Source organism: Microbacterium sp. STRO-1N (assembly GCF_057748015.1).
Map to the genome: position 1 here is coordinate 863,554 of NZ_CM173234.1, position 12,452 is coordinate 876,005.

At 69.0% G+C, this 12,452-nt stretch carries 11 protein-coding genes; 3 read left to right on the plus strand and 8 right to left on the minus strand.

The window, feature by feature from the left end; translation table 11 throughout:
• Positions 1-8 precede the first annotated feature (8 nt).
• From AC3ANJ_RS03995 to AC3ANJ_RS04020, 6 genes are all read right to left on the minus strand, one after another.
• On the minus strand, positions 9-1,091 hold the full coding sequence (locus tag AC3ANJ_RS03995) for an ATP-binding protein (protein WP_488318337.1): 1,083 nt from the start codon (positions 1,089-1,091) through the stop codon (positions 9-11).
• Positions 1,081-2,778 (minus strand): SulP family inorganic anion transporter, encoded by a 1,698-nt coding sequence (locus AC3ANJ_RS04000; protein WP_488318338.1) that lies wholly within the window; start codon positions 2,776-2,778, stop codon positions 1,081-1,083. Before AC3ANJ_RS04000 ends, AC3ANJ_RS03995 begins: the two co-directional genes overlap by 11 nt.
• Positions 2,775-4,091: a hypothetical protein gene (locus AC3ANJ_RS04005; protein WP_488318339.1), complete on the minus strand. Its 1,317-nt coding sequence runs from the start codon at positions 4,089-4,091 to the stop codon at positions 2,775-2,777. The genes AC3ANJ_RS04000 and AC3ANJ_RS04005 overlap by 4 nt, the downstream gene beginning before the upstream one ends.
• A gap of 86 nt (positions 4,092-4,177) precedes the next feature.
• On the minus strand, positions 4,178-6,328 hold the full coding sequence (helR, locus tag AC3ANJ_RS04010) for an RNA polymerase recycling motor ATPase HelR (RefSeq protein ID WP_488318340.1): 2,151 nt from the start codon (positions 6,326-6,328) through the stop codon (positions 4,178-4,180).
• A gap of 124 nt (positions 6,329-6,452) precedes the next feature.
• A complete protein-coding gene (locus AC3ANJ_RS04015) occupies positions 6,453-7,496 on the minus strand; it encodes a LacI family DNA-binding transcriptional regulator (protein ID WP_488318341.1) in 1,044 nt (347 codons plus the stop codon).
• A 53-nt stretch (positions 7,497-7,549) separates the two neighbouring features.
• Positions 7,550-7,801 (minus strand): hypothetical protein, encoded by a 252-nt coding sequence (locus AC3ANJ_RS04020; RefSeq protein ID WP_488318342.1) that lies wholly within the window; start codon positions 7,799-7,801, stop codon positions 7,550-7,552.
• 108 nt (positions 7,802-7,909) lie between these two features.
• Between AC3ANJ_RS04020 and AC3ANJ_RS04025 the strand changes: the two genes are divergently transcribed.
• The 3 genes from AC3ANJ_RS04025 to sufU are packed head-to-tail and all read left to right on the plus strand — an operon-like array spanning position 7,910 to position 9,974.
• Positions 7,910-8,251 carry a DUF6804 family protein gene (locus AC3ANJ_RS04025; RefSeq protein ID WP_488318343.1) on the plus strand — a complete coding sequence of 114 codons (342 nt, stop codon included), beginning with the start codon at positions 7,910-7,912 and terminating at the stop codon, positions 8,249-8,251.
• Positions 8,248-9,531 (plus strand): SufS family cysteine desulfurase, encoded by a 1,284-nt coding sequence (locus AC3ANJ_RS04030; RefSeq protein WP_488318344.1) that lies wholly within the window; start codon positions 8,248-8,250, stop codon positions 9,529-9,531. The genes AC3ANJ_RS04025 and AC3ANJ_RS04030 overlap by 4 nt, the downstream gene beginning before the upstream one ends.
• A complete protein-coding gene (gene sufU / locus AC3ANJ_RS04035; RefSeq protein ID WP_488318345.1) occupies positions 9,528-9,974 on the plus strand; it encodes a Fe-S cluster assembly sulfur transfer protein SufU in 447 nt (148 codons plus the stop codon). Before AC3ANJ_RS04030 ends, sufU begins: the two co-directional genes overlap by 4 nt.
• Positions 9,975-9,980: 6 nt before the next feature.
• Here sufU and AC3ANJ_RS04040 read toward each other — a convergent pair whose 3' ends face one another.
• Together AC3ANJ_RS04040 and AC3ANJ_RS04045 are read right to left on the minus strand one after the other, a co-directional pair.
• Positions 9,981-11,597 carry an MFS transporter gene (locus AC3ANJ_RS04040; protein WP_488318346.1) on the minus strand — a complete coding sequence of 539 codons (1,617 nt, stop codon included), beginning with the start codon at positions 11,595-11,597 and terminating at the stop codon, positions 9,981-9,983.
• On the minus strand, positions 11,594-12,289 hold the full coding sequence (locus AC3ANJ_RS04045) for an ion channel (RefSeq protein WP_488318347.1): 696 nt from the start codon (positions 12,287-12,289) through the stop codon (positions 11,594-11,596). The genes AC3ANJ_RS04040 and AC3ANJ_RS04045 overlap by 4 nt, the downstream gene beginning before the upstream one ends.
• Positions 12,290-12,452 lie beyond the last annotated feature (163 nt).

Below are 12,452 nucleotides of genomic sequence, written 5' to 3' on the forward strand. Positions count from 1 at the left end.
TCAGTATCTCAGCGGATGCCGATGGGGACGTCCGACCCGCCCTCGCGCGTCAAGCGCGCCCCCATCTGCACCAGCTGCGGTTCGGAGGCGAACCCGCCGGCGAACAGCGCCTGTCCCTGCTGGAACTGCGGCGACTTCTCGAGCAGCTCAGACGGCGTGAAGCCGAAGATCTGGCCGAGCTCGTCCAGATCGCGGGTCGAGCTCATCTTCATCAGCGCGAGGTTGTCGCACTGCGAGATGACGTTCGGGTGCAGCTTCGATGGGCGCTGCGTCGACAGCAGCAGCCAGATGCCGTACTTGCGGCCTTCCGCGGCGATCTGGACGATGCGCTCGGTGAGGGCGCGGGCGAGAGGCGTCTCGGCATCTGGTGCCGCGAGGTTGTGCGCCTCGTCGATGACGACGAGGCGGCCGGTGCGCTCGTGGCGCTGCGCCCACAGCCGATCCAGCACGGCCAGCGCCGTGGTCTGCAGCTGCGCTGCGGAGTCGAAGCCGCCGAGGTCGATGACGGTCGCGTCGGGCAACTCGTTCACGACGTCCGCGACGTCGCGGTCGCCCCATGCCCACATGTCCCATTCGAGCACGCCGAGATTGCGCAGACGCAGGGCGAGGCGTCGGATCATCGGGTCGTCGTGGGCGTCCAGCCACCCGGCGAGGTTGTGGTCGTCGCCCATGTCGAACTCGGCGCCGACGCGGAGCATCGCGTTGTACTCCTCGGCATCCAGTACCGGGTCCAGCTGCAGGACGGCAGCGCGCGAGCGGATGTCCATGTCGACGAAGCGCACCCGGAGGCGGTCATCGCCCTCGCCGCCGGGGCGGAGGATGCGGATATCGCGAGACGCCAGCTGCGTCGCGGCATCCTCGGGTGCGGTGTCCTGCGGGGTGTCCAGGTGCACGAAGTCGGAGTTCGGGTCGAGCACGACCAACGGCAGCCGGGTGTGCAGCAGCACCTGCTCGAGCACGACGCCCAGCGCGTAGGTCTTGCCCGACCCGCTCTGGCCGCACCAGAACGTGTGGCGGTTGAACTTCGGCGCGCGCAGGTACGCGGGCTCCGACGAATCCAGGAGGGTGCCGATCGGCATCTCAGCGCTCATGATCGCCATCGTATTCGGTGCCACGATCCTTGATCGCACTCAGCGCGTCGTCCAGCGAATCGCCCAACCGGCGGCGCAGCGGGAAGATGTTGCCCTCGCCGACGATCGCGCCGACGCCGGTCGCGTCGAGCTGATGCGCGAGACGCGGCTCGACACCGGTGATCATCAGCGTCGCCCCGTTGCGGCGCAGGTCGGCGGCGTAGTCCCTGATCATGGTGAGGAACGTGACCCCGAGCTCTTCGGTGCCGCGCAGGCGGATCACCACCGTCGCGCCGGCGGAGGCGGCGGTCGGCTCGGGTAGCTGTGCGCGGAAGGACTGCGCAGAGGCGAAGAACAGGCTGCCGTATGCCGTGAGGATCACGGTCTCGCGCGGCGGAAGCTCGGCCGGCGGCGCGACCTCTCGTGGGTGGAAGGTGCCGTCGTCGAACAGCCAGCGCAGCACGCGGATCCGATTGGACTGCCGCGCGATGTGCATCACGATCGACAGCCCGACCCCGACGAGCACCGCGTACTGCAGCGGGATGAGGATCGTGAGCACGAACGTCACGAGGAACACCGTGATCTGCATCGTTCCCGTGCGCCACACCATCATGATCTGGTGGATCTTGAAGGTCCGGATGCCGATGAGGATCAGCAGGGCGGCGAGGGCCGGCATCGCGACGTACTCGATGAGCGGACCGCAGGCGAGCAGCGTGACGAGCATCACGACGCCGGCCGTCAGGTTCGCCAGCGCCGTCTTCGCTCCGGCCGCGCGGACCAGCGACGTGGCGGACATCGATCCGCCGACGGGCATGCCCTGCAGCATCCCCGTCGCGACGTTGGCGATGCCCTGCCCACGGAAGTCTGCGGATGCATCGGGGTACTTGCCGTCCGGGTTCGGGACGGAGCCCGAGATCGCCGCACCCTGAACGAGCCCGACCAGCGCCAGCGACAGCGCGGGGACGAGCAGCGACAGCGCCAGCATCGGATCCGGCAGCGATATGCCGGGCAGCGACCGGGTGACCTCGGCGAGATCGCCGACCGTCGCGACGGACTGATTGGGCATCAGCAAGGCCGCGGCCGAGCCGACCACGACCGCCACGACCATCGCGAGAGCGCCGATCCTGGTTCGCTCGAGCAGCAGGATGATCGCGGCCGTGACCGCGCCAACGATGAGCGACGGCCAACTGAAGTGGGCCATTCCGAGCGCACTGTCCAGTGCCCGCAGGAGACGGTTCGCGCCCGTGCTGGTGAATCCGGTGAGGTTGTCGAGCTGACCGAGGATGATGTTGATCGCGACGGCGTTGACGAAGCCGATCAGCACAGCGGTCGGGATGAAGCGCACCAGGCTGCCCAGCCGCGCGAGCCCGAGGCCGAGCATGATCAGCCCGGCCATCACGGTGAGCGTCGCGATCGCGGTGGCGGCGAGCGGACCCTGGATCTCGGGCACGTCGGCGAGGATCACCGACATCGCTCCGGTGGCCTGCACGCTCATGAACACCGAACCGGTGGTGAGGGCACCGGCGAACGTGCCGATCATGTAGGCGTTCAGCCCGAACAACGGGTTGACACCGGCGAGGACGCCGGCCGCCAGGCCGTCCGGCACGCTCTCGACGCCCAGCGCGACGCCGGCGACGAGGTCCTTGCGAAGGGTTTTGCGCCCGCCGAAGCGGCGCAGGTAGGCCTCCAGCGGTGCGGGGATCCTCATGAGGCGGTCGGCGCGGGCTCTGGCTCGGCCGCCGGGCGGCGCAGGATCTCGATGAGGAGCAGCAGCACGATCACGCCGACCAGAGCCCACAGCACCCCGCCGATCGTGATCGGGCGGGTCAGGAACAGGATCGCGACCGCACCGAGCACGATGATCACCCGCAGCGCAGAGGCCGCCTTGTCGAGGAACGCACCGAAGTCGCCGGTGCTCAGCCCGTAGCGTTCGGCGGTCCTGCGCAGCGTGTCCTCGGTGTCCTGACCGATCTGACGGAGCTTGCGCGCCGGACGCCATGGCCCCGAGAACCACGCGCCGACCGTGATGAGCAGAGCGAGGACGGTGAGCGCCACGAGGGTCGAGTTCATGAGCTCGACGACCTGATCGAACACGACAGTGGCCGTGCCGGTAGGCATCACGGACGGGCTCACCGCACCGATGAAGAACTGCTTGCCGATTCCGAGGCCGGCCAGCAGCGCCAGGAAGGCGATCGTGAGACCTGCGCCGGTCGCGACGACCGCCCTGGGGCGGTGAAGCGACAGCGCGATGCCGATCACGAGCAGGCCGAGCACGACCCACGGCAACCAGTACCCGGCTGCCGTGGCCACCTGGTAGAGCGTGCGGATGAGCACGAACGAGTCGGCCGTCGCCAGTGGGATGCTCTTCTCGATCTCGGGGATGGCATCGGCGAAGCCGAAGCCGTTGTCGACCATGTATTCCTTGACCTTGCTGACCACGACGCCGAGGTCGACCGCGATCGTGCCGTCCTCGAGCGTGATCGCGGTGCCCTCCTGCCCCTGGATGATGGCGATGGCACGCGAGTGCGTCTCCCGCAGAGTCGTCTCCCAGACGTCGGCGAACACCTCGGAGGTGACGACCCTGTCGACGGCGTCGTTGATCAGGCCGCGGATGCCCTGCGCGGCCGGGACCGTCAGCAGCTGGATCGCGTCCTCCGCGCGCGGCGGCAGGTCGAGCTGGGTCAGGCCGTCGGCGAGGTCGTCGACGATGCCCTGGATGTCGAGGTTCTCGTCGATCGCGACCATCGCCTGATCGGAGATGTACGACTGCACCTGCGGGCTCTCGGCCAGTGGCGCGAACGTGGCGACGAAGCGGTCCGTGTCGACGAGCTGGACCCGAGCCCACGTGCCGAGCACGGCGATGGGGGCGAGCAGCACCGCGACGATGAGCAGGACGCCGGCGATGATGCTCCGACCGTGCACTCGACGACGGCGGGGTTTGGCGGAGCGCAGCGAGTCGTTCTCGGCTTCGAGAGCGGCGATCTTCGCCTGCAGTGCTGCGGTGTCCGTCTCGGCGGTCATGGTTCCCCCATCGATGTCTGTGGACCGCGGGCGGTCCGTGTCCACTGTGCAGGTGCGTGCTCAGCGGCGAGCGGCGTGCTCATCCCTCACGGGTGAGCGTAGCGCTCCCGCAGAACGACGAGCTCGCGAGTCGACCGCGTCATCGCGACGTACCTGTCCACCGCGCCCTCGACCCCGTCGCCCCATCGGTCCGGGTCGATCAGCACCACGAGATCGAACTCCAGTCCCTTGGCGGTCTCGGGCGTGAGCGACAGCACTCGCGGCGGCGTCGGCCGCTGGCCCGTACCGATCACGGCGGCGGTGCCGTCCTCGTTCGTGTCCAGCCAGTCGGCGAGCAGGCCGGCCAGCTCGGAGAGGATGCCGTGGCGCACCGGCACTCCGCTGGAGCGGATCGAGGTCGGCACGTTGGCGTCGGGGATCGCCGCCCTGATCACCGGCTCGGCCGCAGCCATGATCTCCGACGGCGTGCGGTAGTTCACCGTCAGCGAGGCGACCCGCACGTCGCGGAGACCCGCGTGATCCAGATGCGTCTCCCACGTGTCGGTGAAGCCGTGCCTGGCCTGCGCGCGGTCGCCGACGATCGTGAAGCTGCGCGACGGGCAGCGCGCCAGGAGCATCTGCCACTCGGCATCCGTGAGCTCCTGCGCCTCGTCGACGATGATGTGAGCGAACGGCCCTGCGAGCGGATCGGACGCGACCTCGGGCAGCACGTCGAGATCGTCGAGCGAGTTGCGAAGGTCGTCCCCTCGGAGCATCGACATGAGGCCGAGGTCGTTGTCCGAGCTCGCGATCAGGTAGTCCGTGACGTCCTCGCGGTAGCTCCGCTCGGCCGCCAACCGGGCGGAGCGTTCCCGGCGGGTCCGCTCCGCGGTCGGGTCGCCGACGAGTCGGCGCGCGGCATCCAGGAAGGGCAGGTCGGATGCCGTCCATGGCGCGTCCTTCGACCGGATGAGCGCGGCGATGTCGGCATCCGCGAGCCAGGAGGCGCAGCGGCGCAGGAACGCGGCATCCGACCAGAGCGCTGCCACCAGCGCGGTCGGATCCAACAGGGGCCAGGCGCGATCGAACGCCGCAGCGAGCCGGGTGCTCTCGGTCAGCGCCGGCGCGAGGAGCCGCTGCGGCACGCGTGCTCGACGCGCCAGGATCTCGACGAGCGCTCGCCAGACATCCGGCCGCGCGTCGTCGTGCACCGTGCCCGGTTCGACCGTGTCGAAGGCGTCGACCCAGTCGTCGGGCGTGAGCGGGATGTCCACCCACTCCGTCTCGACGACGATGTCCTGCCGGGGCGGCCGCTCGTAGGCGCGGACCGCGTTCGTCACGGCATCCAGCAGTCGAGCGTCTGCCTTGAGCGCGGCCGTGCGGGGATCGGACTCGACCCGCGCCGCCGCGCCCTCCGGCACGAGGTCGCGCAGCGTGCAGGTCTGCACGCCGTCTTCGCCGAGGCTCGGCAGCACGTCGTCCACATAGGCGAGGTACGGCTCGTGCGGACCGACGACGAGGACGCCACCGCTGCCGCGTGCGATGCGCGGCTCGGCGTAGAGGAGGTACGCCGCACGGTGCAGCGCGACAACCGTCTTGCCTGTGCCAGGGCCGCCGTCGACGACGAGCGCGCCGTCGGAACCGGCGCGGATGATGGCGTCCTGGTCGGCCTGGATCGTCGCGAGCACGTCGCGCATCCGAGGCGACCTGCTCGCTCCGAGGCTCGCGATGAACGCGGACTGATCGTCCAGTGCCACGCGGTTCTCTAGGCCGTCGGCGACGAACACCTCGTCCCAGTAGTCGCTGATGCGCCGGCCGGCCCAGCGGTAGCGCCGTCGGCTCACGAGCCCCATCGGGTCGCCATGGCTCGCGGCGAAGAACGGCGCGGATGCCGGGGCGCGCCAGTCGATGAGAAGGGGCTCTCCCTCGGCATCCGACAGCCCGACGCGTCCGATGTAGACCGGGTCGCCTGCCTCGGGGACCATGCGCCCCAGGCACAGGTCGATGCCGTAGCGGCGCAGGACGCCCAGACGCGCGTTCAGCCGATGGATCTCGAGGTCGCGCTCGACCGCGGCTCCGCCGACGCCGGCCGGGGCGTGCAGCACAGCATCCAATCGGGCGGATGTCGAGGTGACCGCCTCCTCGAGGGTGCCGGCGATGCGGTCGAAGTGGGCGATGTCGTCGGCGATGAGGGACGGGTCCGCCTTGGCGGCGAGACGCTCGGGGAGGTCGAAAACGGTGGGGGACAGGTGGTTCACACGGGCTCCGATCGCACGCGCCCGCCGGGTTTCGGCGGGCGCGACGGACCAGTATGCGCCCTGCAGGGGGCCTTGTCGCAAGCCCCCACCTCTCCGGTATCCTGGAAGTGCGGGCAGGGTGGTGCTAGCGGCTCTCCGGCGGAGCGGTCGACGCTCTCAGCACCAGTTCGGTGGGCAGCGGCGGCGGCGAGGCCGCTTCCTCGTCTCGCAGCAGACCGAGCAGCGTGTGCGCCGCCGCTTCCCCCTTCGCGTCGACGTCCTGGCGAACGGTGGTCAGTGCGGGCGAGACGCGTGCGGCGATCGGATTGTCGTCGAAGCCGATGATCGACAACTGTTCCGGAACGCGCAGGCCGCGATCCTTCGCACGTTCCATGACTTCGAGAGCGGCGAGATCGGAGAAGGCGAGGACGGCCGTCGGCGGGTCGTCGAGCATCCGATCGATCCGTTCGCGCAGCAGCTCATCGATCGCGAGGGCGGGCGTTCCGACGAGAATCGGATCGATTCCCGCCTGCGCGAGCGGACGCATCCACCCGTCCATGCGCCCGGCGATCGTGGTCGATTCGGTCTCGAGGGAGATCGACGACGCGGGGGCGTTGTCCGCGTCCAGCGCCGCCAGGATGATCGCGATACGGGTGTGCCCGAGGTCGACCAGGTGCTGAGCCGCCTGGGAGGCGCCGGTGGCGTTGTCGATTCCGATGTCGGGCACCCCGGGGTGCGGCGAACCCTCGACGTTCACGATCGGCAGCCGCCGCTCCCGCAGCGTGGCGAACGCGGAGGTCGCGGTGTCGCACGAGTACACGATGGCGCCGTCCATCGCGATGTCGCGGGCGGGGACCACGCCGATGTCCCCCGAGGAGTGCAGCAGGACGAGCGAGTAGCCGGCGTCGGCGAGGGAACCGGCGACAGCTCGCACGAAGCCGACCGCGACGTCATCCGTGAAGGCATCCCTCGGCGAATCGGTCAGCACCATGCCGACCACCCCGGTGCGTCCACGGGCGAGCGCGCGGGCCGCCGGGTCGGGGCCCGCGTAGCCCAGTTCGTCCGCGGCGCTCAGTATCCGTGCACGGAGGTCGCCGGAGAGCTGGTCCGGGCGCGAGAAGGCGTTCGAGACGGTCATGCGGCTCACGCCGACGTGCTCGGCGATCGTCTTCAGCGTCACGCGCGCCATGTCGACCACCTCCGTCCCCATTGTGCCCGACCGGGGACTCTCGTCGGCCGAAGTCAGCACGGATCGGTCGCGGTGGCGACGCGTTCCGGCCGCGGCGGTTCGATCGCCTCGGCCAGGCGCCGGATGCCGAGGGCCAGCGCCGCTCGCACACGCCTGCGCCGCTGCGCTCTCGCCCCTGCGGCGAGAGCGCGATCCCTCGCGCGGAGAGCGTCGAGCCGGCGCTGGCGATGAGGGTCGCGCGCGACGCCCTCGCGTTCGGCCTCGTGGTCGGCGAGAACGAGGGTCGTGATCGCCTGATGCTCCATGTGAGTTTCTTTCTGTAGCGGTACAGAAAGGAGCGTACTGTACCGGTACAGAAAAGGCCAGGGGCATTTCACGGAGCGCGACCGACCAGCACCTGGGAGACTGGATGCATGCACGCCTCCCGTCCGCCGGAACCGCAGTTCCAGCGCAACGCGCTCGCGCCGGGCATCCTCGCCGCGATCGCCCTGTTCCTCTCACCCCTCGTCCCCGAGGGCCTCGGTGCCACGATCGTGCGCTTCGCCGTCGCGGTCCTGGCGCTCATCGTCGCGTGGTTCGCGGTCCAGGCGGGGCAGTGGTGGTGGACGATCGTGTTCCTCGCGGTCGCCGTGTTCTGGAACCCGATCGTCGCGGTCGAGGTGGACTACGGCGTGTGGGCGATCGGCGGCGTGATCGGGGCCGTGCTGTTCCTCACCGCCGGCGCGCTCATCAAGAACGAGCGGACGCCGTCATGACCGGTTCACTGACCGACGCCGAGGTGCGCGGACTCAAGACGGACTTCCCGATCCTGCAGACGTCCGTGAACGGGCATCCGCTCGTCTACCTGGACTCGGGGGCGACCTCGCAGCGCCCGCTCGCCGTGCTGGATGCGGAACGCGATTATCTGCTGAACCTGAACGCGGCCGTGCACCGCGGCGCGCACACGCTCGCCGCCGAGGCCACCGAGGTCTTCGAGGACGCCCGTGCGACGGTCGCCGGTTTCATCGGTGCGGACGAAGGCGAACTGGTGTGGACCTCGAACGCGACCGAGGCCGTCAACCTCGTCGCCTACGCCTTCTCGAACGCCTCGGTCGGGCGCGGAGGCGTCGCGGCAGAGCGGTTGCGGATCGGCCGTGGCGACGACATCGTCACCACGGAGATGGAGCATCACGCGAACCTCATCCCGTGGCAGGAGCTGGCGGCGCGCACCGGTGCGAATCTGCGGGTCATCCCGGTCGACGACGACGGCGCGCTGCGACTGGACGAGCTCTCCTCGTACATCACGGAGCGCACACGGCTGGTCGCCGCCACGCACGTCTCGAACGTGCTGGGTGTCGTGAACCCGATCGATCGCCTGGTCGCCGCCGCGCACGAGGTGGGAGCGCTGTTCCTGCTCGACGCGTGCCAGTCCGTGCCGCACCTGCCGGTCGATGTGAACGCACTGGACGTCGACTTCGCGGTGTTCTCGGGGCACAAGATGCTCGGGCCAACCGGCATCGGTGCGCTGTACGGCCGCAGGGAGCTGCTCGAGTCGATGCCGCCGTTCCTCACCGGCGGTTCGATGATCACGACCGTCTCGACGACCGAGGCCGAATACCTCCCGCCGCCGCAGCGCTTCGAGGCGGGCACCCAGCGCGTCTCGCAGGCGATCGCGCTCGCCGCGGCCGTGCACTACCTCGATGGAATAGGGATGCCGCGGATCGCCGCGCACGAGGCCGAACTGGGACACCGACTGGTCGACGGGCTGGGCGCGATCGAGGGCGTGCGGGTCCTCGGCGCCGACATCGACCTGCCGCGCGTCGGCCTGGCGAGCATCGATGTGACCGGCATCCACTCGCACGACCTCGGCCAGTTCCTCGACGACCGCGGCATCGCGGTGCGCGTCGGGCACCACTGCGCCCAGCCGCTGCACCGCCGTCTCGGGGTCACGTCCTCGACGCGAGCCAGCACCTACATCTACAACACGGCCGACGACGTGGATGCCGTGATCGACGGCGTCGCCGCGGCCATCGATTTCTTCCGGAGGGTCCGATGAGTTCATCCGATCTGCAGAACCTGTACCAGGAGCTCATCCTCGATCATTCCCGCACGCCGCACGGGTACGGGCTGCGCGACGAGGTGCGGTCGCAGTCGCACCAGGTGAACCCGACTTGCGGCGACGAGATCACACTCCAGGTGCACCGTGCGGAAGACGGCACGATCGAGGCGATCGCGTGGGAGGGGCACGGCTGCGCGATCTCGCAGGCATCCGCTTCGCTGTTCGCCGAGCTCGTCGAGGGGATGCCCCAGGCAGAGGCCGAGCGCCGGATCGACGTCTTCCGCGAGGCCATGCGCTCGCGGGGCAAGATCGAGCCCGACCCGGAGCTGCTCGGAGACGCGGCGGCGCTCGGCGGCGTCTCGCGCTACGTCGCCAGGGTCAAGTGCGCGATGCTCGCGTGGGTCGCCGCCGAGGACGCGCTGCTCAAGCTGGAGAGCTGAGGATGCCTACGCGGCGGCAGGCTCGTCGCGTCGTCGCGGCACCGGACGTTCGGCCGGGATGCCACGGGAGAACAGCAACGACAGCAGACTGATCCCGATCAACCCGACGAACGCCACACGCAGGGACGCCAGTTGTGATTCGCGGTAGATCTCTGCGAGGACTGCCGCCTCATCGTCGTCGAGGCCCGCTTTCGTCGCCAGATCGTCGACGTCAGCGGCCGGCACGATGGTGACGCCGCCCTCTGTCGCGGTATGGACGACCGCCCGGGTCTCTTCGGGCAGGCTGCTGGCAGCCACCCCCGAGGTGAACGACGTCGACAGTGCCCCGATCAGCACCGAACCGATGAGTGCGGTGCCCAGTGACGAGCCGAGGTTCTGGAAGACGCCCTGCAACCCGCCGACCTCGCTGGTCTGCTTCTCCCTGACGCTCGACATGTTGACGTTTCCGAGCTGGGAGGCCAGCAGGCCCAGTGCGCTGCCCGCGAAGAACATCCCGAGCGCGAACAGTCCGCTGCGCAAGTCCTCCGTTGCGGCCCCGAGCAGCAGCAGCGCGCTGCCGACGAGCACGAACTGGCCGATCCTTACGATGCGCCGGGGTGACCACCGCGAGGACAAGCGCGTTCCGACGATCGAGAACAGGATCAGGGAGATCGACAGCGGGAAGATCTTGATCCCTGTCTCGAGAGCATCCATGCCCAGAGTCATCTGAAGATACACGGGCACCATGAAGAAGAGCCCCGCGGTGACGGCGTACTGCGCGCCGAGTACGGAGAGTCCGCTCCGCAGCGGCGTGATCGAGAAGAGCTCCACGTGCAGGAGCGGCGATCTGCCGTGCGAGACCAGCTGTCGTTGACGCCCGACGAACAGCGCGATGAGCACTCCGCCCGTTCCGATGCACCACGCGGTCAGAGAGACGCCGAGCGGTGCCAGCGGTGCGCCGGCGATCACGGGCACGTGCAGCGGCACGACCCAGCCCCAGGTCTTGCTCTGCAGCATCCCGAACACGATCAGGACGAGCCCCGCGGAGGACAACAGGATGCTGAGGGCATCGATGCGTACCTTCTGGCGTTCGGTCGCATCGGTGATGATGCGCGCGAAGAGCACGACGCCGATCATGATGACGACTTCGGCGACGAACACGTAGCGCCAATCGAGGTAGGTCGTCACGAACCCGCCGATGAGCGGACCGGCCGCGACGGCGGCACCCGAAACAGCGCCGATCACGGCGAACGCGGTGACCCGTTCGCGTCCGCGGTAGTTGTCCGCGACGAGTGCGGCGATCGCGGGGATCACGAGGACGGCGCCGAGTCCTTCGATGATCGACCAGCCGAGGAAGAGCGTCTGCACGTTCGGGCTCACTGCGGTGACGAGCGAACCGATCGCATAGATGCAGGAGCCGATCACGAAGGCGCGGCGTCTGCCCCAGACGTCGCCCAGCTTCGCTCCGAGCAGCATGAAGGCGGCCATGGTCAGGGTGTAGAAGGTGATCGCGGTCTGCATCGCCGCGACGCTCGTGTCGAGGTCGTCGACGACGGTGGAGATCGACACGTTCATCACGGTCCCGTCCAGAACCATCACGAACTGGGCCAGGCCGAGCACGATGACGACGTTCCACTTCTTCACGACGGCCTCGCCCCTCGCATGATCCGGGCGACGGCGGTGATGAGGAAGAACTGACCGACGATCGCCTCGGCGACGGCGATGCTCTGCACCCCTGGACCGACCGGCACGATGTTGCCGAAGCCGGTCGTCGTGAGGGTCGTGAAGGAGAAGAACAACTGTGCGGACAGGGAATCAGGACCCGCGTCGCCGAAGATCGGGCCGGCGCCTGCGAGCCCGATCAGGTTGTAGACGAAGGTGAAGAACATTCCGACCAGGGCGTAGGCGGTCAGAGCTGCCAGGAGCGCTTCGAGATCGAGGCCGCGTCGATGCACCTGGTGCGCGATGATGGCCGCAGGGGCGATCAGGAACGCGATGGCGGATGCTGTGGCGAGCGCGATATCGAGGGCATGTCCACGCGTGTCGATGATCTGGACGATGATCGCGGCGGCGCCTGCGATGCCGAGGACGATCCAGGCGGTGCGCTGAACCGCCTTTGCGACGTCGGTGATCCGCAGGATCACGACGACCGTGACGAGTTGGACGAGAAAGGCGATCGGGCTCGGATCCGTCGTGGACTGCACGGCGCAGAGGCCGTAGGAGATGACGAGCAGACCGAGGACCAGCCAATAGCCGGTGCGCCATCCTGGTCCAGGACCGGAGACGGAGTCGCTCCATCGGCGTCTCGTTCCGGCACCCACCCCGCTCTGTTCCATGCCCGCTCCTCGCTGCCGGTGAGTGCGGCGAGGCTGTCATCGGCGATCTGAGGTGAGTATCGCAGTCCTGGGACGGATGTTCCAGATGCTTCACGAAGTTCGTGCATCACGTGTGACGCCGTGTTTCGTCGCGTGAAGCGAGGTGTCGCCGACGGGTGACGGC

Coding starts and splice junctions, on each gene's coding strand:
- AC3ANJ_RS04030 (WP_488318344.1), top strand. CDS start 8,248: ATGACCGGTTCACTGACCGACGCCGAGGTGCGCGGACTCAAGACGGAC.
- AC3ANJ_RS04015 (WP_488318341.1), bottom strand. CDS start 7,496: ATGGCGCGCGTGACGCTGAAGACGATCGCCGAGCACGTCGGCGTGAGC.
- sufU (WP_488318345.1), top strand. CDS start 9,528: ATGAGTTCATCCGATCTGCAGAACCTGTACCAGGAGCTCATCCTCGAT.
- AC3ANJ_RS04020 (WP_488318342.1), bottom strand. CDS start 7,801: ATGGAGCATCAGGCGATCACGACCCTCGTTCTCGCCGACCACGAGGCC.
- AC3ANJ_RS04025 (WP_488318343.1), top strand. CDS start 7,910: ATGCACGCCTCCCGTCCGCCGGAACCGCAGTTCCAGCGCAACGCGCTC.
- AC3ANJ_RS04000 (WP_488318338.1), bottom strand. CDS start 2,778: ATGAGGATCCCCGCACCGCTGGAGGCCTACCTGCGCCGCTTCGGCGGG.
- AC3ANJ_RS03995 (WP_488318337.1), bottom strand. CDS start 1,091: ATGAGCGCTGAGATGCCGATCGGCACCCTCCTGGATTCGTCGGAGCCC.
- AC3ANJ_RS04005 (WP_488318339.1), bottom strand. CDS start 4,091: ATGACCGCCGAGACGGACACCGCAGCACTGCAGGCGAAGATCGCCGCT.
- AC3ANJ_RS04045 (WP_488318347.1), bottom strand. CDS start 12,289: ATGGAACAGAGCGGGGTGGGTGCCGGAACGAGACGCCGATGGAGCGAC.